This is a genomic window from Enterobacter sp. JMULE2, assembly GCF_013337145.1.
In the GTDB taxonomy this organism is placed as follows: domain Bacteria; phylum Pseudomonadota; class Gammaproteobacteria; order Enterobacterales; family Enterobacteriaceae; genus Enterobacter; species Enterobacter mori.
Window position 1 is genome coordinate 1625281 of the sequence record NZ_SGWD01000010.1, and the last position, 24594, is coordinate 1649874.

Below are 24594 nucleotides of genomic sequence, written 5' to 3' on the forward strand. Positions count from 1 at the left end.
TCTGTTAAAGATCTTCCGGCCAAGGGAAGCATTCCGCCGTGATCTCCGGCGTGTGGTAATAATTCTGTAAAGCCTCGATCAGGCGCGCCGGACGTTCCGGGATGCCCTTCTCAAGATATTCCATCACCTGCTTGTGAACGCGGCGCTGGAAGACGATACGATCCGGCTCGAAGTCGCCTTCCAGGTTGTCGCAGCTCACGTTGAACGGGAAACCCGCCGCCACGCAGAACAGCCACTCCAGCGCCTGGGGTTTGACTTCAACATCTTCAAACTGGCCCTGAGTTGCGGCGTCACGCCCGTCCGGGCAATACCAGTAACCGAAGTCCACCAGCTCGCGACGTGCTTTCCCCGCAATGCACCAGTGCGAAATCTCGTGCAAACCGCTGGCGTAAAAGCCATGTGCGAAAACGATCCGGTTATACGGAACCTCTGCATCAGCAGGAAGATAGATCGGTTCGTCGTCGCCTTTAATCAGACGGGTATTAAAATCATCAGCAAAACAGCCGTCGAAAATCTCAATCAGCTGTTCGTAGTTATGCGTACTGTTCATTAGTGCATCCCCAACCAGGTGAGGATCTCCTGTCCATGGCTGTCATAAAGCAGTTTGGCGCTCATCACCGCCGAGACCACAACAATCATCGGGCGGATCAGCTTTTGCCCCTTGCTCAATACCAGACGCGAGCCCACGCGCGCGCCTAAAAATTGGCCCACCATCATTACAAAGCCGGTTGCCCAGATAACCTTGCCGCCAATGATAAACAGCAGCAGGCCGCCGACGTTTGAGGTCGCGTTGAGCACTTTGGCATGGGCGGTGGATTTGGCGAGGTTGAACCCGGCCAGCGTCACGAAAGCCAGCGCGTAAAACGAGCCTGCGCCCGGGCCGAAGAAACCGTCATAAAAACCTACACAGCCCCCGGCAACCAGCGCAAACGGCAGGCCGTGCAGGCGACGCTGGCGATCCTCTTCACCGAGCTTTGGCATCAGCAAAAAGTACAGGCCAATGCAGATAACCAGAATCGGCAGGATCTGACGCAAAATATCAGACTGCACGTGCTGAACCAGCAGCGCGCCCGACGTCGAGCCAATAAAGGTCATCAGAATATTGAGCTTCTGATCGGCCAGGCTCACCACCTTGCGGCGGATAAAATAGAGCGACGCCGAGAGCGACCCACCGCAGGCCTGCAGCTTGTTAGTAGCCAGCGCCTGAGCCGGGCTCATGCCCGCCGCCAGCAGCGCCGGAACCGTCAGCAAACCGCCCCCACCCGCCAGCGCATCGATAAACCCGGCGAGCATCGCAACAAAAAAGAGCACCGCCAGCAGCAGCGGTGACACCATAAACAGATCGACGAAATTATCCATTAAAGTACATGCTCATCCAGTAGCGCCTGGCAGGAAGGCGGCAACGGAGGCGGTGTCTTCTTCTCAGGCTTAGAGGTTCCAGGCTTCGCCGGTTCAAACCAGCTTTGCAGTTCATAACCACAGCCATCGCCAGGCGGTGGAAGCGGCTGATCTTCACATTCCAGGCTGTTCGCCGGGCAGCGCAGACGAACGTGCATATGTGCACGGTGCTGGAACCACGGACGCACTTTGCGCAGCCAGTCGCGATCCGTTCCGGCATCCAGACAGAGCTGTTGCTTGATGGCCGGGTTAACGAAAATCCGCGTGACGTCGTTATCTTCTGCCGCCAGCTTGATCATGCTGGAGACTTCCTGCGTCCACAGGGACGGCACTACGTGCTTACCGTCGCTCGCGACCAGATCCAGCGCCTGCGGTTTCAGCAGCTGCGAAGACGTCCAGCGCGTTTTCGGCAGCTGTAAGAAGATATCGACATCCAGTCCGGTCTGGTGGCTGGCGTGACCGCCGTTGAAGCGGCCCCCGGCAGGCATCCCCATATCGCCGATCAGCATCGTGCCCAGCCCCAGGTTATGCACCTGATTACCAAGGCGCTGTATAAACAACACCAGATCCGGATGGCCGAAATAGCGGCGCTGATCGGTACGCATCACCTGATAGGTGTCCGACTGCAGCGGAAGTTCCTGCGCGCCCACGATGCAGCCGTTAGAGAAGGCACCGATGGACTGCGCACTCCCCGCCACCGGATGGGTGATTTTTTGCCACGGCGTGGCTGCCAGAGAGGCCCCACTGGCGAGCAGCGCCAGCAGAGCAATTGCGGTTTTTTTCATGTTTACCAGCGTGGAATGGTGGTCGTCACATCCGCATTCTGCGCGCGCTGGCGCAGGAAGTGATCCATCAACACGATCGCCAGCATCGCTTCTGCGATCGGCACCGCGCGGATCCCCACGCACGGATCGTGACGTCCTTTGGTGATCATCTCAACTTCTTCACCAGAGCGGTTAATCGTGTGGCCCGGCACGGTAATGCTGGAAGTCGGCTTCAGTGCGATGTTGGCAACAATCTGCTGCCCACTGCTGATACCGCCCAGAATGCCGCCCGCATGGTTGCTCTGGAAGCCCGCTTTCGTGATTTCGTCGCGGTTCTGGCTACCGCGAAGCTGAACCACATCAAAACCGTCGCCAATCTCGACGCCTTTCACCGCGTTGATGCTCATCAGCGCGTGGGCGATGTCAGCATCGAGACGGTCAAATACCGGCTCGCCCCAGCCAGCCGGAACGCCGTCAGCCACCACGGTGACTTTCGCACCGATGGAATCGCCCTCTTTTTTCAGGCCGCGCATCAGTTCGTCGAGCGCCTCTAGCTTGTCGGCATCCGCGCAAAAGAACGGGTTTTGCTCGACCTGATCCCAGTCTTTGATCGCCAGAGGAATGTCGCCCATCTGGGTCAGACAGCCGCGGATAACGATGCCAAATTTCTGCTGCAGGTATTTCTTGGCAATCGCCCCTGCCGCCACGCGCATCGCGGTTTCACGCGCGGAAGAGCGTCCGCCACCGCGATAGTCACGGAAGCCGTACTTTTGTTCGTAGGTGTAGTCGGCGTGGCCCGGACGGAAAACGTCTTTGATGGCGCCGTAGTCCTGGGAGCGCTGATCGGTGTTTTCGATCAGCAGACCAATGCTGGTCCCGGTGGTGCGCCCTTCAAAGACGCCGGAAAGAATTTTGACCTGGTCCGGCTCGCGACGCTGCGTGGTGTAGCGAGAGGTACCCGGACGTCGACGGTCGAGGTTGTGCTGTAAATCTGCTTCGGTCAGTTCGATGCCCGGCGGTACGCCGTCGACGATGCAACCGAGTGCCAACCCGTGCGACTCCCCAAAGGTGGTCACACGGAATACCTGTCCAATACTGTTTCCTGCCATCACGGCTCCGATGTTGTTGTTTGTGTTTGAGCGTTGTGAAACGGGCCGAAGCCCGCTGGATTAATCTTTATAGATGCTGAAGTATTCGCGCGCGTCGAGCAGCTGGGCTTTGGTCAGCATAAAGACGCCATCACCGCCGTTGTCGAACTCGAGCCAGGTGAACGGCACATCCGGGTACTGCTCTATCAGATGTACCATGCTGTTGCCCACTTCACAAATCAGAACGCCGTCATCGGTCAGGTAATCCGGCGCACAGGCCAGAATGCGGCGGGTCAGCTTCAGACCGTCAGAGCCTGATGCCAGGCCCAGCTCCGGCTCATGGCGATATTCGTTTGGCAGATCGGACATGTCTTCTGCATCGACGTACGGCGGATTGGTGACGATCAGATCGTACTGCAGCGTCGGCAGATCGCGGAAGAGGTCAGAGCGAATTGGCGTAACGTGATGGATCAGGCCGTGCTCTTCAATGTTGTGCTCGGTTACGGCCAGCGCGTCGGTGGAAATATCGACCGCGTCCACTTCCGCTTCCGGGAAGGCATAGGCACAGGCAATCGCAATGCAGCCACTGCCGGTACACATATCCAGAATGTGCTGCGGCTGATGGTTAATCAGTCCTTCAAAGTGGTTGTTAATCAGCTCACCAATCGGTGAGCGCGGCACCAGCACGCGTTCATCAACATAGAACTCGTGGCCGCAGAACCAGGCTTTATTGGTCAGGTAGGCGACCGGGATACGCTCGTTCACGCGGCGGATCACGCGCTCAACGATGCGGTGCTTCTCGCTGGAGGTCAGGCGCGCGGTACGCATGTCTTCCGGAATATCCAGCGGCAGGTAGAGGGACGGGAGCACCAGCTGAACGGCCTCATCCCACGGGTTATCGGTACCGTGACCGTACCAGATGTTGGCGGCGCTGAAGCGGCTAACCGACCAGCGCAACATGTCCTGTATGGTATGCAGCTCGTTTACTGCTTCATCGACAAAAATTTTATCCACTCTTTCCTCCAGGGCATGCTCGCATAATTTTCGGCGGCTAGTTTGCCATGAAGACGGCGATAAATCAGCAATGACGCGTACCGCTTGAGGTTAAAAAATGCGTTTAGTCGGGTACACTATCGGAAATACGAGATGAGAATACCAAATGAAAAAGAAAACATCGCTCAGCGAGGAGGATCAGACACTCTTCCGACAGCTGATGACCGGGACGCGTAAAATCACGCAGGACACCATCGTTCATCGTCCTCAGCGCAAAAAAATCAGCGAAGTGCCGGTCAAGCGACTGCTCCAGGAGCAGGCCGATAACAGCCACTATTTTTCAGATGAATTTCAGCCTCTGCTCAACACGCAGGGGGCTGTGAAGTACGTACGTGAAGACGTCAGCCATTTTGAGCTGAAAAAGTTACGCCGTGGGGACTATTCACCGGAGCTGTTTCTCGATCTGCACGGGTTAACCCAGATGCAGGCGAAACAGGAGCTGGGGGCGTTGATTGCGGCATGTCGTCGCGAACACGTTTTTTGCGCCTGCGTGATGCACGGTCACGGCAAACATATTCTCAAGCAACAGACGCCGCTGTGGCTGGCTCAGCATCCACACGTGATGGCGTTTCATCAGGCACCCAAAGAGTACGGCGGAGATGCCGCATTGCTGGTGTTGATTGAAGTCGAGGAATGGCAGCCGCCAGAGTTACCCTGACAGGATGGCGGGAAGCACATTGCACCCCGCCATATCGCACGTCACGTCAGATCGCTTTTGCCATCTTCAGGTTGCACGGACTCATTTGCCAGTTAAAGACACCTTTGCCGGTTTCGTCCAGGGTGACGTTGGCAATGGCGGAGGTCGTGAACATAGGCGGCGTTTCGCCAGGGCACAGCTCAGATACCAGATAGCCGACCAGCGGCAGGTGGGAAATGACCAGTGCGGAAGCGACACCTTCATTGCACAGCGCCTGAAGATAGGCACTCACAAGACCCACATCGCCACACGGCGTGAGTTCAGGAAGAACATCCACACTGGAAGGCAGGTTCATACACTCCCCGACCACATCCAGCGTCTGTTCTGCACGCAGGAACGGACTCACCAGAACGCGTTCAATGTCCACTTTTTGACCTTTAAGCCAGGTAGCCATTTGACGGGATTCGTCGCAGCCACAGACTGTCAAAGGACGTACTGAGTCACTGGCGGCATCGAGTGCCGCGTCGCCGTGACGCATGATAAAAACTTGCATATTGCACCGCTTTTGTTAACCAGAATCACCGGCGTTGACTACCCGCGATTAAAGCTGGGAGGTAGAAAACCCGATGGCCGGGCATTGTGCCTGATCCATTCGGTGAATGAAACGCTGTTTTTTACCTCAATGGCGTAAGTATAGTCAATCTCTGTTTACAAATTCGCCAAAACAGGTCTCTTCACCGAAGGATTTACCCTTCTTTGACCTCAGCTTACGAGGACAGTTTCCCTTGCAGGCCAAAATGTCTGGCCCCGTTCCGCCATCTGCAATAATTCGTCACAGGGTGTAAACCGTGGACCATATTGCGAAGCCAGACGTTGCAGAATTGCAACCACTTCACCCGCCCCGAGGGTGTCCATATACCGGAACGGGCCGCCAAGGAACGGCGGGAAACCAATACCAAATACGGCACCGATGTCACCATCGCGTGCGCTTTTGATCACCTGTTCGCCGAAACAGCGCGCCGCTTCGTTGAGCATCATCATCACACAACGCTCAGCACACTGCGCTGACGACAGTTTTCCCTGACCGGTAACAGAAATAAGCCCATAAACCGCAGGGTCGACCTGTTTCTTGCTTTTACGCCCTTTTGCCCCGTAAAGATAGAAACCGCGTTCATTTTTTCTGCCTTTGCGATCGTCCTTCAAAATTGCAGAAACAATGTTTGCAGGGGGGCTAAAACGGTCTCCGTAAGCAGCTTCCAGTACAGGTATAATTTTAGTGCCGGTATCTATTCCTACCTCATCCAAAAGTTGGATTGGGCCGACAGGGAAACCAAACTTCACCAGCGCCTCATCGACGTGCTCAATTTTCTCCCCTTCCGTCAGCAACCGCATTGCTTCATTAATGTAGGGAGCCAGAATGCGATTGACGTAGAAGCCTGCTTTATCTGCCACGACAATCGGCGTTTTGCCCTGCTTTTTCGCGAGCTTGACCACCGTGGCAACGGTTTGCGGACTGGTGGTCGCGTGTGGAATAACCTCCACCAGCGGCATTTTTTCAACCGGGCTAAAGAAGTGCAGACCAATCACCTGCTCCGGTCGTGCGGCTTTCGCCGCGATGTCGCCAATCGGCAATGACGAGGTGTTTGAAGCAAAGATGGTATGCGGGGCGCAATGCTGTTCAACGTCTGCCACCATTTGCTGCTTGAGCGCCAGATCTTCAAACACGGCTTCTATCACCAGATCGCGATGTGCAAAACCGCGGTAGTCCGTGGTGCCAGTGATCATCGCGAGTGTTTTATCGCGCTCGCTTGCTTTGATATGGCGGCGTTTAACCTTCTGATCAAGGTTCTGCCAGCTGTACTGAAGCGCGTGGTTGATTCCCTTAGGATTAATGTCTTTGATACGCACCGGCAATTTGCCTTTGCTGGCAGTGACAAACGCAATTCCACCGCCCATCAGCCCGCCCCCCAGCACGCCAACGGCGCGCAGCGGCGCAGGCTCAGCTTCGCTTCCCGGATCTTTTTTGACGTCAGTGCTGGCAAAGAAGATGCTGCGCAGCGCCTGAGACTGCGGCGTCATCGCCAGTTCACCAAAGGCTTTTGCCTCGGCGGCATAACCGCTGCTGCTGCCCTGTGACAAGCCGATTTCAATCACTTCAAGAATGCGCTTCGCCGCCGGGTAGTTGCCTTTGGTTTTTTGCTCGGTCTTTTTGCTTACCATGCTGAACAGGAGCGCGCGCCCCAGTGGTCCTGCCAGCACGCGCTCACGCACAGGAAGAGGACGTTTTGCCTGACGCCCTTTCAGGGCCAACTCAACGGCGGCCTCCAGCAAAATCGAGTGGGGAACCACTTCATCGACCAGTCCCACTTTCAGCGCCTGACGGGCGCGCAGTTGCTTGCCGGTTAAGATCATCTCCAGCGCGGTACTCACCCCCACCAGACGCGGTAAACGCTGCGTTCCACCCGAGCCAGGTAACAAGCCTAACTGCACTTCCGGCAGGCCTAACACCGTTTTTGCATCATCGGTACAAATGCGGCTATGGCAGGCCAGCGCCAGCTCTAAACCGCCCCCCAGACAAGCGCCGTGAATGGCAGCAATCACCGGAAACGACAGGGCGTGGATCTCAGCCATCACCTGCTGCCCCTGACGCGCCAGCTCTTCGGCTTCCTGAGCGCTTTGCGCGCGGGCAATCATGTTGATATCGGCCCCGGCAATAAAGTTATCCGGCTTGGCCGAGATAAACACCAGACCGCGAATGGCTTTGTTTTCGCGGAGCTGCTTTAGCATCGCGCGCACCTGAACGCCAAATTCGGCCTTCAGGGTATTCATCTTTTCATCAGGCACATCAATAGTGATAACGGCCACGTTGTCGAGGCGAACCGTCAGATTGAATGCAGATGGCATGTCCATTATTCAGCCTCCAGAACCATTGCTGCGCCAAGACCGCCTGCCGCGCAGGCGGTAACGAGACCAAACCCACCGCCGCGGCGACGAAGTTCATGTAACGTTTGGGTAATCATACGCGCGCCCGTTGCCGCAAACGGATGGCCGTAGGCGATGGATCCGCCAAGCACGTTAAACTTACTCTGATCCACTTCGCCGGTCGCGTGGGCGCGGCCCAGTACATCGCGCGCGAAGCGCTCGCTTGCCAGCAGCTGGATGTTTGCCAGGGTTTGTGCGGCAAAGGCTTCGTGCATATCGATCAGGGTTAAGTCAGCCAGCGTCAGCCCCGCGCGCTCCAGCGCCAGCGGCGTGGACCAGGCTGGACCTAACAACATGTCCTGCCAGACATCAATCGCCGTAAACGCATAGCTTCGCAAATAACCCAGCGGGGTGATGCCAAGCTCCTTCGCACGGGATTCGGTCATCAAGATCACGGCCGCAGCACCGTCCGTCAGAGGCGTACTGTTGGCCGCCGTAACGGTGCCATGTTTACGGTCAAACGCCGGGCGCAGTTTTGCGTAATCCGCCAGCGTCGAGGTGCCGCGAATATTGTTATCTTCCACCAGAGGTTCTCGGAAAGGCGGGATGTAAGCCGCCATCACCTGGTCGGCAAGTTTACCTTCCGACCAGGCCTTCGCAGCGAGCTGGTGCGAACGATGCGCCAGCGCATCCTGCTGTTCGCGGGTGATGCCGTAAGTTTTCGCCATCTGCTCAGCGGTATCGCCCATGCGCAGGCCGGTTGAATATTCAGCCACCGCGGGCGGAACAGGCATCAGATCGCGCAGGCGTAAACGCGAGAAGAGTTTAAGTTTCTGGCCTGTCGTGCGGGCCTTGTTAGCATCCACGAGGATACGTGCCAGCTTTTTGCTGACCCCAATCGGCAGCACTGAAGAGGAGTCCGCCCCGCCCGCGATACCCGCGCGGATAGTCCCCACCATCAGGCTTTCGGCCACGTTAGCCACCGCCTGAAAGCTGGTCGCGCAGGCGCGGCTGACGCTATAGGCATCGGTGTGCACATTCATTCCCGTGCCGAGAACAATTTCACGTGCAATGTTGGGGGCTTCAGGCATCTGCACGACCTGGCCGAAGACCAGCTGTTCGATGACCTCAGGCGGAATTTCGCTGCGAGCCAGCATCTCGCCTACGACCATTTTCCCCAGATCGACGGCCGGTATACCGTGAAAGGCGGTTGCCTGACGCGCAAACGGCGTTCGCAACCCGCTAACAATGGCAATGCGATCACCTTGTCGGGTGATAAGCGGTAATGCCTGACTCATAACATTCCCCTGTAAAAAACTTTACACAAATATAAAGTGGTCTGACCTGATAACAGTCTTAACCATTTTTTTACATTCAGCCAATCGGGGAAACGAAAAAGTGCGAGCTAAGGCACAGAGAAGAAAAAGAAAATGCCCCTGCATGGCAGAGGCATTTGTGCGGTTTTGTTGCCGGGTGGCGGCGTTGCCTTACCCGGCCTACACGATCGTAGGCCCGTGCAAGCGAAGCGCCGCCGGGCAAAAGGGTTAACGCAGGCCCAGCTGGAAAATCAGCGTTTCAGCTTCACACGCAAAAACAAAATCGATGTCCAGCTTCATGCCACCTTCCACTTCGGTAAAGGTCGACTTGATTTCGCACGGATCGGATTCGACTTCACGCGCACGTTGACTCAGCGCGGCCAGGGTTTCTTCCGCTTCGGCACGGCTAGTGAATACACGGCTGTAAGACGCGGTGCAATCGGTGTTGTCCATGATGGTGCCAACATCCATACAGCAGCAAACCGGGGTTTCATCAGCACTGCATTTACTCATAGCTCAATTTCCTCTGTATTCGCGCGAAGCGCGAGATAAACACGATGCTGATATTTTACGCCCCGCCGTTGGCTCTCTCCAGCCGTTAATGACGCAAAATCGGATAAGTGAGCAATATCACACTAAAAAATGATCTAAAACAAAATTCACCCTTTCGGGTGAGTCTCGCTGGTCACAATTTTGCCAACCAGATCTCGTTTCAAGAAACATGTTTGAAAATATTAATAAACAAACTTGCAACATATTAGCTGGTCAGACCTATACTCACGCCACTGGTCTGATTTGTATGTCATACCTCAGACCCTACACTTCGCGCTCCTGTTACGGTATGTAACAATTATTGAATAAAAATAACTCAATGAGGTTATGGTCATGAGCCAGAAAACCCTGTTCAAAAAGACTGCGCTGGCAGTCGCAGTGGCAATCGTCTCAACGTCCGCCTGGTCAGCGGGCTTCCAGTTAAACGAATTTTCTTCCTCTGGCCTTGGCCGTGCATATTCCGGGGAAGGCGCTATTGCTGATGACGCAGGTAACGCAAGTCGTAACCCTGCGCTTATCATGATGTTCGATCGCCCGACCTTCTCTGCTGGTGCGGTTTACATCGATCCTGATGTCAATATTTCCGGCAAATCGCCTTTCACCGGCGCGAGCCTGAAAGCGGATAACATTGCGCCGACAGCGTGGGTACCTAACCTGCACTTCGTTGCGCCGATTAATGAACAATTTGGTTGGGGTGCGTCAGTCACCTCTAACTATGGTCTGGCAACCGAGTTCAATAACAATTACCCGGCAGGCGAATATGGGGGCAAAACCGATTTAACTACCCTCAACCTGAACCTGAGCGGCGCGTATCGTCTCAATGACAACTGGAGCTTCGGCCTGGGCTTTGATGCCGTCTACGCTGATGCCAAAATTGAGCGTTATACCGGTGAACAAACTGCCGCTCTGCCGAAAAACAGCAACAAGATCGCCAGCCTGAAGGGCGATGAGTGGGGCTACGGCTGGAACGCGGGTATTCTGTATGAGCTGGACAAAAATAACCGCTGGGGTCTGACCTATCGCTCAGAAGTGAAAATTGATTTCGATGGCGATTACAAAAGCGGCATCCTGAGCCCTGTAAACGGCATGGTTCCGGGTGCAGGCACCACCATCCCGTGGGGCACGTCAAACCAGACCGTACCAGGTTCACTGTCACTGCATCTGCCAGAAATGTGGGAAGTCTCCGGTTACAACCGCGTCGCACCACAGTGGGCTATTCACTATAGCCTGGCATACACCAGCTGGAGTCAGTTCGAAGAGTTGAAAGCGACCGGCACCAATGGTCAGACGCTGTTCTATAAGGACGAAAGTTTCCACGACGCATACCGTATTGCGCTGGGTACAACCTACTATATGGACGACAACTGGACGTTCCGTACCGGTATCGCTTTTGATGATAGCCCGGTTCCGGCTGATAAGCGCTCCATCTCCATCCCGGATCAGGACCGCTTCTGGCTGAGTGCTGGTGCAACCTATGCATTCAACGAGAATGCGTCAGTCGACGCTGGCGTCTCTTATATGCACGGTCAGAAAGTGACGTTCCAGGAAGGCCCTTACGAGTTCACCTCTGAAGGTAAAGCCTGGCTGTTCGGTACCAACTTCAACTACGCGTTCTAATTCGCGCAGGGATCAAAAAAGGTGAGCATCGCTCACCTTTTTTATTTATTCCGAATCGATATCTTTGAGTTCATTCTCGATGGCTTTCGCGTTCGGATTATCTTCCGGCTTCAGCTTGCCGCCATTGGCAATGAAGTCATGGTTCTGGAAGTACGCTTCACGCACCATGATATACGGATCGGAAGACTGGCGCAGCAGACCGTCAGAGTCCAGCAGTTGCGCACGCGTTTCAATCCCTTCCACCGTCCACTTACCAATCGACAGCGGCCAGGTCAGCCATGACAGCACAGGATACAGCGTATCCACCATATCGCCGCCATCATCACGCACGGTGAAACTGCCATAGAACGGCAGATGCACATACGGACCATAACCTACACCGTAATGCCCCAGCGTGCTGCCGAAACGGTGCGGCTGTTCACGCTGCAGTTTTGTGTTTGCCATGCCCGCGACATCAATGAAGCCGCCCATACCCAGCAGGGAGTTCAGGAAGAAGCGCGTAAAGTGCACCATCCCCTGATACGGGTCACCTTGCAGGAAATAGTTCACCATCACCGCTGGCTCTTCCAGGTTGCTGGTGAAATTGCTTAATCCATTACGCGCAGGTTGCGGAACATAATCGCGCCATGCCACCGCTACCGGGCGAACCACATACGGATCCAGCACGTTATAGTTGAAGCTGTACATCGAGCGGTTAAACCCTTCAAGAGGATCGGAGCGTCCCGTTTGCTCCCCGGAGCTGGCGCAGCCCACAAGCATCGTCGCGCCCAGCGCAAGCGCCGACAGCCGAAGTTTCATAATTATCTCCCTGTTCAGTATGGCTATCGTTGATTGCCATCCGTAACGGAGCATCTGGCGCTCCGTATGAAAACGTGCAAGTGATTGTAACAGCACGTTTCCCGATGTCTATGAGCACAATTACGGGCAGTAACCACCGTCACTCTGATCTCAGCATAGCCTGGCTTTAGGAATTCGTTTCGCTGGCAATTTTATAATGTCTTTGAAAGAGATGTATCACCTTTGTTGCCATTGCCACCAATTTAAGAGCATCCCCACAGGCATCACGATAAAAGCCGCTACGCTTAAAAGAAAGATCATCCTCCAGGAGCGGTTATGAAAGAAGTGGGCGAAGAAAAAATTGGCGAGAGCAATGAGGACGTAGAAATTGAGAGTGAGGAAAAAGAGCGTGGCGAGAAGATAGAAATTGACGAAGATCGCCTGCCCTCCCGTGCGATGGCGATCCACGAGCATATACGTCAGGATGGTGAAAAGGAGATGGAACGCGACGCCATGGCCCTGTTCTGGTCGGCGATTGCTGCGGGTCTCTCGATGGGTGCGTCGCTGCTGGCCAAAGGCATATTTCATGTCCAGCTGGAGGGCGTGCCGGGTGGTTTTTTACTGGAGAATCTTGGCTACACCTTCGGCTTTATCATCGTCATCATGGCGCGCCAGCAGCTCTTTACTGAAAACACCGTCACTGCCGTGCTGCCCGTGATGCAAAACCCTACCCTGGGCAATTTCGGCTTGCTGATGCGGCTCTGGAGCGTGGTATTGCTTGGGAATATCATTGGTACAGGCATCGCAGCCTGGGCCTTTGAGTATATGCCGATATTTGATGAGCCCACCCGGGATGCGTTTGTAAAAATTGGCATGGATGTGATGAAAAACACGCCCTTAGAGATGTTCTCGAATGCGATTATCTCCGGCTGGATCATCGCCACCATGGTGTGGATGTTCCCCTCGGCAGGCAGCGCAAAAATTGTGGTGATCATTCTGATGACCTGGCTGATTGCGCTCGCCGATACCACGCACATCGTGGTGGGTACCGTTGAAATTCTCTATCTGGTCTTTAATGGCACGCTACACTGGAGCGATTTCTTCTGGCCGTTCGCCCTGCCAACGCTGGCGGGCAATATTTGCGGCGGGACCTTTATCTTCGCGCTGTTGAGCCATGCGCAAATCCGCAATGATATGTCGAACAAGCGTAAGGCCGAGCTCAAGGCGCAGGAAGATAATGAAAAATCGGCAAAAAAATCGGCCTGAATGGTGACTCTTTGAGCAGTCAGGCGGCAATGCGCTTAACGCAAAGTGTAAATAACGCTATACTCGTGCCGCCTCGTCCCCTTAGTTAAATGGATATAGATTAAAAGCAAAGCAATTCGTTGATATTATTGAATTAATAATAATTAAAATAATTAAGATTGTACTCAAATATGTACACAAATTAAAAATTTGACATGCACTTGACGTATGCAATCGCAAAAGCTTTAATACTGTATATTAAAACAGTAATTAGCGGAGCACTTATGTTCGTAGAACTGGTTTATGACAAGCGTAATGTTGAGGGGCTCAAAGGGGCCAGGGAGATCATCTTGGCCGAGTTGACGAAACGAGTGCACCAGATTTTCCCTGATGCCGAAGTGAGGGTGAAGCCGATGCAGGCGAACGGCCTGAATAGCGATGCCAGCAAAAGCGATCGGGAAAAGCTGAACCGCATGCTGGAGGAAATGTTCGATCAATCCGATATGTGGCTTGTTACTGACTCAACCTATTAAAAATAGTTTTACTGGCCGTTACAACCATTTCTCAAAAACCGAAAAAGGGGAGGTAGCTGCCCCCATACCAGAAGAAAATCATTTTTAGGGCCATATGTCAGGCGTAATCTTTCGAAAACCCGGATTAACGCCTCAACTCCACGCTGATGCTCATCCCGCTGCCGGGCTCAAGGTGAAACGCCACGTTCTCCACCACCCATTCCCTGTCGGCCTGCTCGTCAAATCCATCTGTCGTAATTTTGCATTCAGGACTCAACACCACCAGCTCCGGAGTGGCTGGCATCGAAATAGACATGCTCATCAGATATTCAGGCTTTGGCTTTTTCGGTTTCTTATCCTTACCTTCTTCTTGTTTTTGCTCAGCTGCAGCGATTTCACGCATGTGTTTCTGAAGGTACTGCTCTGCTGCCGCCCGACTTGGGTGGGTAAAGCTGGGGCGAGCATGCGGATCGCCACTGCCCGAGCTGATCGTGCTGGTTTTACCAGTAGTAGCATCAAGGTAGCTGATCGTTATCGTTCCCTTGCCGCTTCCATGTGCGCTGCGCGATTTTGTTTTTGATTTACTCCGGTGCGAAAACTGCCAGTGCGTCTGGCCTGAAGGGGTGATGGTCAGAGATGGCAGAGCTTTGCCGCCAGGACTGACGCCGCTCCCCCGCTCCGCAAATATCCAGCACCCACCGCCAGCCTTGCTGACCGCCCCAAACTGCCTGGCCAGGCGCGCCAGAAACTCTGCATCGTTCTCTTTGTACTGGTCAAGATAGCCAGGGTTCACCTTCGCCAGCGATGCGCTGACTTTTGGGGTCATGCCATTCTCTTTCGCGATAGTCGTGACAATTTCTCCCAGCGTCACGCCCTCCCAGTGGCGAACTTTCTGGGACTGCATGGTGCCGGCCCCTTTGGTATTGTCGCCGGGAACGGCAAGGGCGGTAATAGTCATGGTGCGCGGAGGACCCTGAAGGGCTACTGAATCAACAATAAAAACCCCCTTATCCACCAGGATGCCATCAAACCCCAGCGCAAGGCGTAACCGGGTTCCCTTTGGTGGAAGCTTGAGGGTGGGAGAAACCAGGTTGATGGTCAGGCTGTCGGACTGCGGATCTTCGTCGTTCGCGCCATAGTCAATCAATGTAAGGCTTGTCAGGTAACGACTGATTTCCGCTGTAATATCTTTGTTTTCGGCTGTGAGGGAAAATCCCGGCAACCAGGGGCGTGGATTTGTCATGGCGTTTATCTCCATTTGAAGTTCTCTATCGCAGCACTGCTGAGTAAATGATCAGTAACCGGAATGGCATGGCTTGTGCTAATTTACCGCCCCTCATCAGGATGACGAGTATCTCAAATGCAAGGTGTAAAAAAGCTGCAGGAACGTCTGAAAATCATCACTCCAGACCTACTCTCTGAATTTTTGTCCAGCAGGGGTGTCGATGTTATTAGGTGCCTAATGTGCAAGAGCGAAAATATAGGTATCCCGCAAACTCAGGAAGTATCACTGTCAGCAGATGGCAGCAGTGAACAGACTTACGTAAATTTTGTGCAACTATTATCAGGAAGCTCAACACCTCCATCTTTGATACACTACCAGTTCCGGATCATTTGCAATAACTGCGGCTTTACCTGCCACTTTGCTGTATATCCTGTGCTAGACTGGATAGATAGGCGCGGAGAGTCGCATGACAAATGAGCATAAAAATAATGTGATCATGACGGCTTTTCCTCGCAAAGAGGACAGAAAAAACCATTTTTCCGGAGGTGGAGGTGATATGTCAGATCTGGAAGTACGCGTCGCCAAACTTGAATCCGACGTAGAATATATCAAACGAGACGTATCCGAATTACGTAGTGATGCCCGCGAAATAAAGCACACGCTGGGGCAGCTGAATGTAAATATGTCACTTCTCCAGCAAGACTTTTCTCTATCCAAAGACCAGCTTGAGGCAACTAACAAGCGTCTTGGCAACATGGCAACTAAGGATCAGCTTGAGGCAATTAACAAGCGCCTTGATGACATGGCAACCAAGGATCAGCTTGAGTCAACTAAGAGCCAGCTTGAGGCAACTAACAAGCGCCTTGATGACATGGCAACCAAGGATCAGCTTGAGTCAACTAAGAGCCAGCTTGAGGCAACTAACAAGCGCCTTGATGACATGGCAACTAAAGATCAGCTTGAGTCGGCTATAAATAAGGCCTCAAATAAACAGATTATGTGGACCATAGGGACGCTAATCGGATTGTCTGCACTGATATTAACCATAACTAAATTTATTTTTCCCTCTTCTCCAACATGAATTTAACGCCCGCTCACCGCGGGCTTTATTTTAGCTCCAGAGGGTTTCCGCCTGCATGACGGGGGTGGCAACCTTATCAGGAAGCGTTATTTTTATTCCGGCAGGGTACACATCGCCGAGTTCGGCAAGGCCTGGGTTGGCTTCAAGCACGGCGATCATTTCCTGCTCCGCGCCGTAAAATCGCCAGCAGATTTCATCCAGCATATCCCCCGCCCGCGTCGTATATATTTTCGCCATAGTATTTAATCGTCATCGTAAATTGTTGATGCTTTGGTAACCCGGCCATCAAAAAGCGGTCTGCCGTATCTGAAAAATCCGTCACGACCCAGTATCCGAGGATCTCCCCTATACCTGAGATGAGAAGCTGTGGTGTCCTGGTGTCCCCTATTAGCGACATCTCGCGCACGGGCGCGGTGCCAATCGCCCACTCCTGCGGGCGAACGGAAAGGCGTCGCCTGTCCGTAAATACCTCACCCGAAAAGCTAATTACCGGAACAGCCTGACCGACGTACTGCAGCGAATCCATCTGACCGAAGCGTTGTTGCTCACCCCAGCGCCAGCTGAGCGTGCGCTGAAAGCTCTGGTAAGCCGCCTCATCCACGCAGAACTGAAAGGAGCCGAGCGTCATCATGGTTTTAAAATGATATTTTACGCCCAGATCCAGAGCAGCAAGCCCCAGATCCGGAATGACACGCGCAAATTCAAGTAAATCATCCATCAGTTACCCTCCGACAAAAAATCAATCAGCTCAAAGCCTGAGTCAGCCTGCGTGGAGCTCACAAGCACCATCAGGCTGGTCAGCGACAGCATATCAAGGCCGTTGACGCGCCTGATGCCCTGGCCGGGGATAAGCAGGATGCGCTCGCGCCCGTCTACCGAGCGTTTGTAAAACGCGATACTCAGCGTTACAGTGGTCCCGGTTTCTGCGCGCCCCTGCGCAGGCCTTGGGTCTGGCTCCAGGCGGATAACGCGTCCCTCAATCACATCCTCAACGCCGGTATATCCTCCGGCATGGGAGGTATAGCCCTCACGCACGGTCAGGCGGGTATTGAGGCCGAGGAAAAATAATTGAGACTGGATGCCGATCATTCGCAACGAGACGGTCATCTCCTCGATCCCGTTATCAATACCCTGAGGCGCGTCCATATCTCCAGCCATAAAACTGGCCTGCCGAAGCGCCATCGTGGGCGGCCTGTATTCAACGGTAACCGGCAGCTGACTGCCGCGCAGCCATACAGACCAGTTTTTCAGGTATGACATTTGCTCACTCGTTTTAATGAAATATTGTCTGGCGGCCCTGTCACCCGCCCAGTGACGCAGGGGTATACATGCCAGCTCCCGCCGTGGGTGCAAATACATCAAATACCTTTGCACCTACCGCGTCACCAATTTGCTGCGCATCGGCACCGGGCTGTGTAATGACGGTCACGCTCAGATTATTGCTTTGCCGCAGAGGCGTAACGGGAGCCTTTGGCGTATTTTGAGGCTTAAGAAGCCCAAGAAACGCGCTGTCCCTTGACTCTGGTCTGTCGTAATCACGAATATCACGTGCTTTAGCGACCTGCTTGTCATTCTGAATTTCGCGCCATTTATCCTGCATTGCCAGCGCACCCTGTCTGGCCCTTGAGGTATCGAAAATGAAATCATCTCCACGCGCCTCGGCCTGCTTGCGCTGCGTTGATTCGGATTCTCGCCAGCCTATGTTATAGGCCTCTTCTGCAGTCCTGGTTCCCCTGAGCTCCTGTTCGATGCTTGGGAACCACTCGTTTATTTTTTCCGCAAGCACTTCCAGCCCTCTCCAGAGAGCGCTGAGCACGGGCTGAAGGTTGTTTGTCCAGAAGTCGCTGATCCCACCTCCAAAGCTCTTCAGCCTGCTGACCAGGAGTTCCCTGCCGCCGTGCGCAAACCACCCCGAGAAATCATCGGCATATTTCGTGATGGAGGGGGCCAGCTCACCAGCCAGCGTACCCAGCACACTCTGGGCTGCCGTTGAGACGGACACCCACAGATTTGACAGCGCAAACTGCCCTTTCGCCGCCGCCTCGTCTGAGTCTTCTGTGGTCAGAATGTAACGCTTCTGAACCGCCATCAGTTCTTCATATTTTTTGCCGGACATCCTCATCCAGGCGGCAATTTTGTTGGCTTCACCGCCCATGATCATATCAACGGCAGAGCGGGCTGCCTGCTCATCATTCATTTTCAGGGCGCGGTTGAGGACGGTTGCCATCTGGTCTTCGTTGCTCTTTCCCTTCAGGTCTGAGAGGTTAAGGCCCATCATTTTCAGACCGTCCGTTACCGACGACTGCTCGCCCAGAGAATTAATTTCCCCCACCTTGTTTGCCAGCTCTTCGGCCAGATCGCCCAGATTCTCGCCGCTGAGCCCCATCTGTTTCCCGATGCCGTCCCAGGCGCGGAAAGTGTTGGTGCTGACACCATAAGAGCGGGCCATTCCGGCCTGTTCTGCCGTGTGGGCGTTCAGCGCCACAGCAGCCGTCCCCGCTGCCATGATGCCACCCAGCCCCATGGCACCACCGGCAAGCGCGGCCTTCCCGGCCCATAAGCCGCCCTTAAGCGTGGCGACCCCTGCTCCGCGCATGCGCATCGAAAGATTAAGTCTGCTCTGCTCGCGCTCGGTTTCGCGGATTTGCTCCGTCAGTCTGGCATACCGGTTTCGGAGTTTCTCGACTGACTGGCCCGCCATCACACCCGCTGCGATTTGCTTTGCTAGCTCCTGCTGCTGACGCGTCAGATCGGCGGTTCGTCGCTCGGTACCTTTCAGCGACGCATCCAGGGTCTTTGTTGAACGCGTAAAGCTCTGGCTGACAACGCCGCCAAAGGTAATGGTCGATTTAAGCGAACTGGATATGACACTCATGATTCTTTGTCCGTGAGTTCAAGGAAATTTATTAACACCCGGAAAGGCAGGTTCAGGATGCTGTCCACATTCCAGCCGGGGATGCGTAGCGATAGCAGCACTATTCCCCGCTGAATATCCCGCTCGCCAGGTGCCGAGTCATCGCGGCCTCCCGCATCTCCGCGCGCATTGATGCCAGTGCCTTCCTGGCTTCGGCGCGTTCGGACGGAGGTGCCGTAAAAACGATGAACTGATCCTCCAGCTGTCGATAATCGGCGGTCGTCAGATTTTTGATGATGTCAGGATGGACTTCGCACAGCCCGGCAATCATGTCAGCCTCGTTCTCTTCTGGCGTGCCTTTGAGATAGCTCTGGCGGATCCGGTCAAATACTTTCGGCTCGCGCATAGACAGCTGCGTTATCTCATTGCCTGCGGCGTCTTTGATGGGGGTGTACAGCGTTATGGTGACAGTCTCAACAGGGTAGGTCATGTTTTCTCCGGGATAAAAAAAGGGCGCCGCAGCGCCCGTGATGTTCAGGTTTTCAGGTCAGGATCAGCTTCGGCCCATAACCCATTTATTAATATCGCCAAACGGCTCCACGCCATTAACGCGGCGGATCCCCTGCAGGGGCTCAATGTAAATCAGCTCTTTTTGATTGAATGTGCGCTTGTAGACATCAGGACGGAGGGTGATGGTCACACCACACTTCGCGCGCTCGGACTCCGTGCGCGCATCTGACTCGTAGCGGGTGATCAGGCCGCTCATTTCGTCGGTCAGAAATTCATTGCCATTCCCGCCAATATACCCCTCACGCACCGCAAAACGCGGGCGGCCACCGGCCTGAAAACCAAAAAGTGCCAGCACGCGCTCATCCACCCCTTTCAGCTTCATGGTGACAGACAGCGCCTCCATACCGTCATCAAGGATGGTCGGTATGTCCATGTGACCCGCCCTGAATTCCGATTCGATTACAGCCAGCGCCGGCGGGGTGTATTCCATCGCAGCGGGAATATGGGAGCCGTTAACCCAGAGCGCCCAGCTTTTTAAGTAATTATTGCCCACCAAAGGCCTCCTCGGCATATTCAGTATTCACATGAACGCGGCAGGTGATGCGCTCTGCCGGCGATTTGAAGCCATAGTCGTAGTCGATATAGAGATGACCGGCGGCAAGCGTTGCCTCTGTGTTCAGCTCGGGATCGAGCCAGGCTTCACCGCCATGAATGGCACCCAGCGCTTTTTGTTCGCGCAGATAACTGTTTACTGACTCGACCGCATCCCGCGCCAGCATGATATCCAGTGGCGCATCCACGTAGGGGAGGAGGCCAACCTGAATCGACGCGCGCAGCACATCATCCGTGCGCACCGCAGATTCGAACCAGCGAAGGGGATCGTTGCTGCAGTTGCGGTTTCCCCAGTGGCGGAAGCCACCATACTGGATGATGGTGCTGACATTATTCATGTTCAGCTGGTTCGCCACGCTGTTTTCATCCCCGACAGACCAGCTGTCCGGCTGTTCAACGCCGGAGAACCCCTTAACCACCTGATTCGATTTAGACCACCAGTACCCCAGCTCGCTGTCAATCCGAGCGCGCAGACCCGCAGCAAATGCCGAATAGGGTCGATAAACCATCTGACCGCTACCGTCGGTTGTCAGCACGCGCGGACGCAAAATCTCCACACGCTCGCCGTACATAGAACGACGTGCAACAACTTCCTGTGGCGTTGCCATCGAAGGGCTGTCGAGATAAGCGACCCCCTTCATTCTTTCAGCAATTGCTTCAAGTGCCTTTCCAACACCATCATCTTCAGAAAAGTCAGGGGCGATGAACACCCGGGGCTGATTTCCCGTCTTTGTCTGGGCAAGCAAAAATCCCTGCATCCCGCTGATGATATTGCCGATAACCGTCTCCCCGGCCTTTACCGTCGGGGCATCGCTGACGCGGATACCGACAATCAGCGCACCGGTCTGACTCAGGATCTCAGTCACCGCCGTTTTTAATGTTCCGCCCTCACCCAGTCGGGCAGCATGCGCCTCACTCCCTGCAATAACCCAGGGTGTGTTCACAGGGAAAGGCTCATCCTGCCCCCCGGTGAAAGACTGACGGGTAAAAGGCTCCACCACGCCGTTTCCGGCATTTCCGTTAAGTCGTGCTGCGATACCAGTACCGGACTGACTGATAGCCTCAACCACGGCAGCCGCCGTTGAGGTCACTTCGCCCCGCTCGTCCACTGCCAGCGTGATGACCAGCACCCCCTTATCCAGCGCAACAGTAATCGCACTGCCCGCCTCAGCTCCCGCCACTGCTTCCACGCTCAGGGCGTTCCCTGCACGCCCGGGGTAATTTTCACCCGCCGTCAGCGTAAAGGCATTATCCAGTAGCGCAGACCCGAGGTTTACAGAAGCAGGCGTTGCCCCCTCAGCATCCGGCGCGGTGCCGATAAGCCCGATAATCGCCGTGGATACTGTCGTAATGCTTCGCAGCCCGCCGCCGGCGGACACCATATCTATTCCGTGCAAGCCACCCATCTGGCCTCCTGATTTAAGATGAAAAAAAACCCGCCGAAGCGGGTCATACTGGAACTGGCGGCCACTCGACATCCGGAGCCAGGGACGTATCAACCCGGCTCAGCAGGACGGTGTAAACCTCCCACTGCTCAAGCATCTGTTTTTCGGATTCTGTGGCAATAGCGTATTTCACCGCACGCTGCAGGGGCGCAATAATCGCTTCAGCATCCCGCATTAATCGGGCTTTTAGCTTTTCAGCCTCGTCAACATAATCAGGCTCAGGCAGAGCAACGGCAGCCCATTCCATGGCTTTATTTTTGATGTTGTAATGCGGCGTCATTCCGTGAGGCGATACCATGAAAGACTGATACTCCTCCTCCGTTATCTCAAAGAGGTCTGGCGGCAGAGGAATCTCATTATCACGATAGGCAATCACCGTCTCTTCGACGTAAAAGCTGCTCTCTGAATTACTGAAATACTTTTTCATTTTAATAACCTGAAACGATTAGCGAGAACGTGCCATTGCAGTTGTGGGTATTGATAGTCACCTGGTTTTTACCGACTGGCGTGCACAAATAATAGGAGTCCTGGTCTTGCCCCCCGGTACCGTAGAAGCTTGCCCCAACCCCCAGAATTCCGTTAGGGAAGGATGTTGGCAGTGTTACCGTCACTGTGGAGTTATTACCGACTACAATACTCCTGACCGCCTGCATAAACACAACGCCGTTTGCATGCGTGTAGTAGGCGTTGTTGGTCCCGGTCGTTGTCTTTCCGCCGCCGTAACGCGCGTCGGATTCTGTTTTGGTGTAAGAATCGCCAACTTTCGCCAGCTCTACGGCAACATTGCTGGCCGTATGGCGCATGTACGGCCGCGCTGCATCCCCTGACGCAAAACCGCCGATATGGCAGCCGTCGCGCTGAATGCAGTTAACATCATCAGGCGCTGGATTGTTGCTGGGCCCGTACATTTCCGCCCATTCAGACCACGGACCCGAACCAGTCCAGTTGCTCGTTAATCCGCGAATGAATTTCCGACGACTACTGTAGGAGGTATATTCCTGCTGGCAGCCGTAAGCACTCGGGGATACCAGTAAAGAACCCGCTTCATTTATCGGGTAATGGTTGGCCGTGGTTGCATTCGCCGTAAGCTGCTGCTGATAAAGGCCAGCATCAGTCTGCGCCCCCATGGTGTTTAAGTCGACGCTGAGATTTGTCAGTTGCAGTCGCAGAGCGCCAACATTCGAAGCGCTCGGCGGGTGGCGGTCGGAAAAGACTCTGGCCCATTTTTTACGCCCCGCCATGCCCTGATCGAGCGTGTCAAACCACAGCCCGTCATCAGCCCACACCAGACCAAATACCCTGTTTGGCGTCTGTGATGCTTTGACTGCTATGACGGCGTAATCCTCACCGTCCACGAGTTCCGTCGGCATTCCGTAGCCGTACCCCTGGTTGTTAAATCCACCTCTATGGGCATAAAATCCCGTATACGTGGCCATGCTCTCAAGGGTGTTTCCCCCTTCTGTCGGTGAGCCTGGTAGTGGGGTGTAGTTGCCAATCCCATACGCCCCGTGCGGCAAGAGTTTGCCGGAGAGGTATCCCCAGTCTTTCGTTGCTGCCGTACCGCATCCGATGTTTTCGCGGAGTCCTGCTGGGCGGCGGCCACCCTCATCCTGAACCTCCTGGAGCCTGAGGCTTCGACGATAATAACGTTTATCGCCGTTTTCCTGCGTACAGAATGGCAATGCTGGGGTCCACAACCAGAGTGACGCTCTGCGCGTGAACCAGTGGCATCACAAACTTAACAATCAGCTCCTTTATCACGCTGTCACTCTGCCCAGGGAGGTAGGTATCAGGATAAGCGCCATACGCAATCAGCGTGCCGCTTTCGCTTTCCAGCCCGAACTCACGCACCACTCTGCCAGGGTAATCCGCACAGGGGATGATCGCCATCCCACCAATCATGCCGTCAATCGTCTCGCCTGCAGAAAGCGGGACTTCGCCGAAGCGTCCAGCCAGAGCGGTGGCTGAGGGACTCACAACCACCGGGTTGCCGCCGCCATCGCCGAAAGCCGCTGCAACAATGCTGACGACCTTCCCCGCCTGGTAGGCAGCCTCAATTTCATCCGCGCCGGCCTGCGTTAATATCAGTCCTGCTGTCACTGTGATCCTCCTGTTGTAAACGTCACGGTCTCGCTGGCAACGATATATCCCGCCAGAATTGCATCACCCGACACCTCTCCGCGAAAAGAGATGCTGAACCACGAGCGAAGATTTTTCGCCCGGAGCACCGCGTTTTTGAGGTCCTGATGATCCATCTGCGTGATGGGTCTGCCGTCCTGAATCACATCCAGACCGAAGGTATAGGGTTCGCCGCGTGGTGTCTGCTCAAACCACTCGGTAATATGTGTGCTGAACGGGCTGTCAGACAGCGACATTTCGACTGCCGCCGGTGTGCCGCGATGCCGGTGGATATACGCTGCGCGTTTAATCGCGTTACGCTTCTCCTGTTCCGTCCAGTCCGTGTTCCAGGTATCGACGCCGTATTCCCACGCCAGCCAGGGAAGCAGCTCCGCCGGGCAGGAGTCAGGGTTCTTCGCATCGCGTACCGGGACGGGAACGCCGGTAATGCGCCCGGCATGCGCAAGCTCAAGAGCGCGCTCCGGTGAAGAGGCATTAGGCGGCAGAATGGAGCGAATGTCAGTCGCCATTGAGATCACCTTATTAAGCTCAATCCCGCGGCACCAGGGGGCCTCACCCATGTTGCAGAGAATGTCGTCCGGCGGCTCATGAATGACAACGCGCACGACCCCGGCTGATGCAGACTGCCGTCAATGCCGGAATGCGCCACCACGCCACCCACGCGGTGCACGCTCTCTGTGTACGTATCCAGCGCCTTTCTGGCTGTGTCCATCACGACATCGGCATCCAGCCCATAGGGAATGTACACATCGGCCACCACGCCGTAAGGCACGATGCCTGCAGATTGCGTCGTGACATAATCCGTGATGGGGCGCACTTCCTTTGAGTTAACCGCTGCATGCACTGC

28 protein-coding genes are annotated in these 24594 nt (G+C 54.7%); 5 read left to right on the forward strand and 23 right to left on the reverse strand.

Going from position 1 to position 24594, the window contains the following annotated elements; translation table 11 throughout:
* Positions 1–4 precede the first annotated feature (4 nt).
* From EXW94_RS08455 to prmB, 5 genes are read right to left on the reverse strand one after another with little or no spacing between them, the layout of a single operon-like run.
* Positions 5–550 carry an elongation factor P hydroxylase gene (locus tag EXW94_RS08455; RefSeq protein ID WP_010433224.1) on the reverse strand — a complete coding sequence of 182 codons (546 nt, stop codon included), beginning with the start codon at positions 548–550 and terminating at the stop codon, positions 5–7.
* Positions 550–1359 carry a sulfite exporter TauE/SafE family protein gene (locus tag EXW94_RS08460; protein ID WP_089597892.1) on the reverse strand — a complete coding sequence of 270 codons (810 nt, stop codon included), beginning with the start codon at positions 1357–1359 and terminating at the stop codon, positions 550–552. Before EXW94_RS08460 ends, EXW94_RS08455 begins: the two co-directional genes overlap by 1 nt.
* On the reverse strand, positions 1359–2183 hold the full coding sequence (gene mepA, locus EXW94_RS08465; RefSeq protein WP_174339898.1) for a penicillin-insensitive murein endopeptidase: 825 nt from the start codon (positions 2181–2183) through the stop codon (positions 1359–1361). The genes EXW94_RS08460 and mepA overlap by 1 nt, the downstream gene beginning before the upstream one ends.
* Positions 2184–2185: 2 nt before the next feature.
* Positions 2186–3271 (reverse strand): chorismate synthase, encoded by a 1086-nt coding sequence (gene aroC / locus EXW94_RS08470; protein ID WP_174339899.1) that lies wholly within the window; start codon positions 3269–3271, stop codon positions 2186–2188.
* A gap of 60 nt (positions 3272–3331) precedes the next feature.
* Entirely contained in the window at positions 3332–4264 is a 933-nt protein-coding gene (gene prmB / locus EXW94_RS08475) for a 50S ribosomal protein L3 N(5)-glutamine methyltransferase (protein ID WP_047353630.1), read from the reverse strand.
* A gap of 145 nt (positions 4265–4409) precedes the next feature.
* Between prmB and smrB the strand changes: the two genes are divergently transcribed.
* Positions 4410–4961 carry an endonuclease SmrB gene (gene smrB, locus EXW94_RS08480; protein ID WP_042718983.1) on the forward strand — a complete coding sequence of 184 codons (552 nt, stop codon included), beginning with the start codon at positions 4410–4412 and terminating at the stop codon, positions 4959–4961.
* A gap of 46 nt (positions 4962–5007) precedes the next feature.
* Here smrB and sixA read toward each other — a convergent pair whose 3' ends face one another.
* The 4 genes from sixA to EXW94_RS08500 all read right to left on the reverse strand — a co-directional run bounded on the left by sixA (position 5008) and on the right by EXW94_RS08500 (position 9691).
* Positions 5008–5493 carry a phosphohistidine phosphatase SixA gene (gene sixA / locus EXW94_RS08485; RefSeq protein ID WP_003861375.1) on the reverse strand — a complete coding sequence of 162 codons (486 nt, stop codon included), beginning with the start codon at positions 5491–5493 and terminating at the stop codon, positions 5008–5010.
* A 209-nt stretch (positions 5494–5702) separates the two neighbouring features.
* Positions 5703–7850, reverse strand: coding sequence for a fatty acid oxidation complex subunit alpha FadJ (fadJ, locus tag EXW94_RS08490; RefSeq protein WP_174339900.1), 2148 nt, complete (start codon positions 7848–7850; stop codon positions 5703–5705).
* Complete coding sequence (fadI, locus tag EXW94_RS08495) at positions 7850–9160, reverse strand: acetyl-CoA C-acyltransferase FadI (protein ID WP_174339901.1); 1311 nt, start codon at positions 9158–9160, stop codon at positions 7850–7852. The genes fadJ and fadI overlap by 1 nt, the downstream gene beginning before the upstream one ends.
* Positions 9161–9406: 246 nt before the next feature.
* Complete coding sequence (locus EXW94_RS08500; protein ID WP_174339902.1) at positions 9407–9691, reverse strand: YfcZ/YiiS family protein; 285 nt, start codon at positions 9689–9691, stop codon at positions 9407–9409.
* Between the two features lie 372 nt (positions 9692–10063).
* Between EXW94_RS08500 and fadL the strand changes: the two genes are divergently transcribed.
* Positions 10064–11347, forward strand: a complete 1284-nt coding sequence (gene fadL, locus EXW94_RS08505; protein WP_010433202.1) for a long-chain fatty acid transporter FadL — start codon at positions 10064–10066, stop codon at positions 11345–11347.
* 45 nt (positions 11348–11392) lie between these two features.
* Here the strand turns inward: fadL and mlaA are convergent, their stop codons facing one another.
* Entirely contained in the window at positions 11393–12145 is a 753-nt protein-coding gene (gene mlaA, locus EXW94_RS08510) for a phospholipid-binding lipoprotein MlaA (RefSeq protein WP_010433199.1), read from the reverse strand.
* Between the two features lie 315 nt (positions 12146–12460).
* On the opposite strand from mlaA, the gene EXW94_RS08515 reads away from it, so the two are divergent.
* A complete protein-coding gene (locus EXW94_RS08515; protein WP_108416662.1) occupies positions 12461–13390 on the forward strand; it encodes a formate/nitrite transporter family protein in 930 nt (309 codons plus the stop codon).
* 263 nt (positions 13391–13653) lie between these two features.
* Positions 13654–13902: a DinI family protein gene (locus EXW94_RS08520; RefSeq protein ID WP_174339903.1), complete on the forward strand. Its 249-nt coding sequence runs from the start codon at positions 13654–13656 to the stop codon at positions 13900–13902.
* Between the two features lie 124 nt (positions 13903–14026).
* Here EXW94_RS08520 and EXW94_RS08525 read toward each other — a convergent pair whose 3' ends face one another.
* A complete protein-coding gene (locus EXW94_RS08525; RefSeq protein ID WP_174339904.1) occupies positions 14027–15124 on the reverse strand; it encodes a contractile injection system protein, VgrG/Pvc8 family in 1098 nt (365 codons plus the stop codon).
* A 448-nt stretch (positions 15125–15572) separates the two neighbouring features.
* On the opposite strand from EXW94_RS08525, the gene EXW94_RS08530 reads away from it, so the two are divergent.
* Entirely contained in the window at positions 15573–16187 is a 615-nt protein-coding gene (locus tag EXW94_RS08530) for a hypothetical protein (protein ID WP_174339905.1), read from the forward strand.
* Positions 16188–16217: 30 nt separating this feature from the next.
* Here the strand turns inward: EXW94_RS08530 and EXW94_RS08535 are convergent, their stop codons facing one another.
* The 12 genes from EXW94_RS08535 to EXW94_RS08590 form a co-directional block, all read right to left on the reverse strand.
* Positions 16218–16391: a tail protein X gene (locus tag EXW94_RS08535; RefSeq protein ID WP_375336640.1), complete on the reverse strand. Its 174-nt coding sequence runs from the start codon at positions 16389–16391 to the stop codon at positions 16218–16220.
* Positions 16381–16905, reverse strand: a complete 525-nt coding sequence (locus EXW94_RS08540) for a phage tail protein (protein WP_174339907.1) — start codon at positions 16903–16905, stop codon at positions 16381–16383. The genes EXW94_RS08535 and EXW94_RS08540 overlap by 11 nt, the downstream gene beginning before the upstream one ends.
* Positions 16905–17447: a phage major tail tube protein gene (locus EXW94_RS08545; protein ID WP_174339908.1), complete on the reverse strand. Its 543-nt coding sequence runs from the start codon at positions 17445–17447 to the stop codon at positions 16905–16907. Before EXW94_RS08545 ends, EXW94_RS08540 begins: the two co-directional genes overlap by 1 nt.
* 40 nt (positions 17448–17487) lie before the next feature.
* On the reverse strand, positions 17488–19062 hold the full coding sequence (locus EXW94_RS08550) for a hypothetical protein (RefSeq protein ID WP_174339909.1): 1575 nt from the start codon (positions 19060–19062) through the stop codon (positions 17488–17490).
* Positions 19063–19162: 100 nt separating this feature from the next.
* On the reverse strand, positions 19163–19531 hold the full coding sequence (locus EXW94_RS08555; protein WP_174339910.1) for a phage tail assembly protein: 369 nt from the start codon (positions 19529–19531) through the stop codon (positions 19163–19165).
* Positions 19532–19594: 63 nt separating this feature from the next.
* Positions 19595–20104: a phage major tail tube protein gene (locus EXW94_RS08560; protein WP_174339911.1), complete on the reverse strand. Its 510-nt coding sequence runs from the start codon at positions 20102–20104 to the stop codon at positions 19595–19597.
* Positions 20094–21569 carry a phage tail sheath subtilisin-like domain-containing protein gene (locus EXW94_RS08565; RefSeq protein ID WP_174339912.1) on the reverse strand — a complete coding sequence of 492 codons (1476 nt, stop codon included), beginning with the start codon at positions 21567–21569 and terminating at the stop codon, positions 20094–20096. The genes EXW94_RS08560 and EXW94_RS08565 overlap by 11 nt, the downstream gene beginning before the upstream one ends.
* 43 nt (positions 21570–21612) lie before the next feature.
* Positions 21613–22035, reverse strand: coding sequence for a tail fiber assembly protein (locus EXW94_RS08570; protein WP_174339913.1), 423 nt, complete (start codon positions 22033–22035; stop codon positions 21613–21615).
* A gap of 1 nt (position 22036) precedes the next feature.
* Positions 22037–23290, reverse strand: coding sequence for a pyocin knob domain-containing protein (locus EXW94_RS08575; RefSeq protein WP_174339914.1), 1254 nt, complete (start codon positions 23288–23290; stop codon positions 22037–22039).
* Positions 23259–23708 (reverse strand): phage tail protein, encoded by a 450-nt coding sequence (locus EXW94_RS08580; protein ID WP_174339915.1) that lies wholly within the window; start codon positions 23706–23708, stop codon positions 23259–23261. The genes EXW94_RS08575 and EXW94_RS08580 overlap by 32 nt, the downstream gene beginning before the upstream one ends.
* Positions 23705–24256, reverse strand: coding sequence for a phage tail protein I (locus tag EXW94_RS08585; RefSeq protein ID WP_174339916.1), 552 nt, complete (start codon positions 24254–24256; stop codon positions 23705–23707). The genes EXW94_RS08580 and EXW94_RS08585 overlap by 4 nt, the downstream gene beginning before the upstream one ends.
* 5 nt (positions 24257–24261) lie before the next feature.
* The coding region (locus tag EXW94_RS08590) for a baseplate J/gp47 family protein (RefSeq protein WP_174339917.1) at positions 24262–24594 on the reverse strand (333 nt) is incomplete at its 5' end.

Bases quoted from the DNA above. Each gene is read 5' to 3' on its own strand.
- EXW94_RS08455 (WP_010433224.1), bottom strand. From the start codon at position 550: ATGAACAGTACGCATAACTACGAACAGCTGATTGAGATTTTCGACGGC.
- EXW94_RS08460 (WP_089597892.1), bottom strand. From the start codon at position 1,359: ATGGATAATTTCGTCGATCTGTTTATGGTGTCACCGCTGCTGCTGGCG.
- mepA (WP_174339898.1), bottom strand. From the start codon at position 2,183: ATGAAAAAAACCGCAATTGCTCTGCTGGCGCTGCTCGCCAGTGGGGCC.
- aroC (WP_174339899.1), bottom strand. From the start codon at position 3,271: ATGGCAGGAAACAGTATTGGACAGGTATTCCGTGTGACCACCTTTGGG.
- smrB (WP_042718983.1), top strand. From the start codon at position 4,410: ATGAAAAAGAAAACATCGCTCAGCGAGGAGGATCAGACACTCTTCCGA.
- sixA (WP_003861375.1), bottom strand. From the start codon at position 5,493: ATGCAAGTTTTTATCATGCGTCACGGCGACGCGGCACTCGATGCCGCC.
- fadJ (WP_174339900.1), bottom strand. From the start codon at position 7,850: ATGGACATGCCATCTGCATTCAATCTGACGGTTCGCCTCGACAACGTG.
- fadI (WP_174339901.1), bottom strand. From the start codon at position 9,160: ATGAGTCAGGCATTACCGCTTATCACCCGACAAGGTGATCGCATTGCC.
- EXW94_RS08500 (WP_174339902.1), bottom strand. From the start codon at position 9,691: ATGAGTAAATGCAGTGCTGATGAAACCCCGGTTTGCTGCTGTATGGAT.
- fadL (WP_010433202.1), top strand. From the start codon at position 10,064: ATGAGCCAGAAAACCCTGTTCAAAAAGACTGCGCTGGCAGTCGCAGTG.
- mlaA (WP_010433199.1), bottom strand. From the start codon at position 12,145: ATGAAACTTCGGCTGTCGGCGCTTGCGCTGGGCGCGACGATGCTTGTG.
- EXW94_RS08515 (WP_108416662.1), top strand. From the start codon at position 12,461: ATGAAAGAAGTGGGCGAAGAAAAAATTGGCGAGAGCAATGAGGACGTA.
- EXW94_RS08520 (WP_174339903.1), top strand. From the start codon at position 13,654: ATGTTCGTAGAACTGGTTTATGACAAGCGTAATGTTGAGGGGCTCAAA.
- EXW94_RS08525 (WP_174339904.1), bottom strand. From the start codon at position 15,124: ATGACAAATCCACGCCCCTGGTTGCCGGGATTTTCCCTCACAGCCGAA.
- EXW94_RS08530 (WP_174339905.1), top strand. From the start codon at position 15,573: ATGACAAATGAGCATAAAAATAATGTGATCATGACGGCTTTTCCTCGC.
- EXW94_RS08535 (WP_375336640.1), bottom strand. From the start codon at position 16,391: ATGCTGGATGAAATCTGCTGGCGATTTTACGGCGCGGAGCAGGAAATG.
- EXW94_RS08540 (WP_174339907.1), bottom strand. From the start codon at position 16,905: ATGGATGATTTACTTGAATTTGCGCGTGTCATTCCGGATCTGGGGCTT.
- EXW94_RS08545 (WP_174339908.1), bottom strand. From the start codon at position 17,447: ATGTCATACCTGAAAAACTGGTCTGTATGGCTGCGCGGCAGTCAGCTG.
- EXW94_RS08550 (WP_174339909.1), bottom strand. From the start codon at position 19,062: ATGAGTGTCATATCCAGTTCGCTTAAATCGACCATTACCTTTGGCGGC.
- EXW94_RS08555 (WP_174339910.1), bottom strand. From the start codon at position 19,531: ATGACCTACCCTGTTGAGACTGTCACCATAACGCTGTACACCCCCATC.
- EXW94_RS08565 (WP_174339912.1), bottom strand. From the start codon at position 21,569: ATGGGTGGCTTGCACGGAATAGATATGGTGTCCGCCGGCGGCGGGCTG.
- EXW94_RS08570 (WP_174339913.1), bottom strand. From the start codon at position 22,035: ATGAAAAAGTATTTCAGTAATTCAGAGAGCAGCTTTTACGTCGAAGAG.
- EXW94_RS08585 (WP_174339916.1), bottom strand. From the start codon at position 24,256: ATGGCGACTGACATTCGCTCCATTCTGCCGCCTAATGCCTCTTCACCG.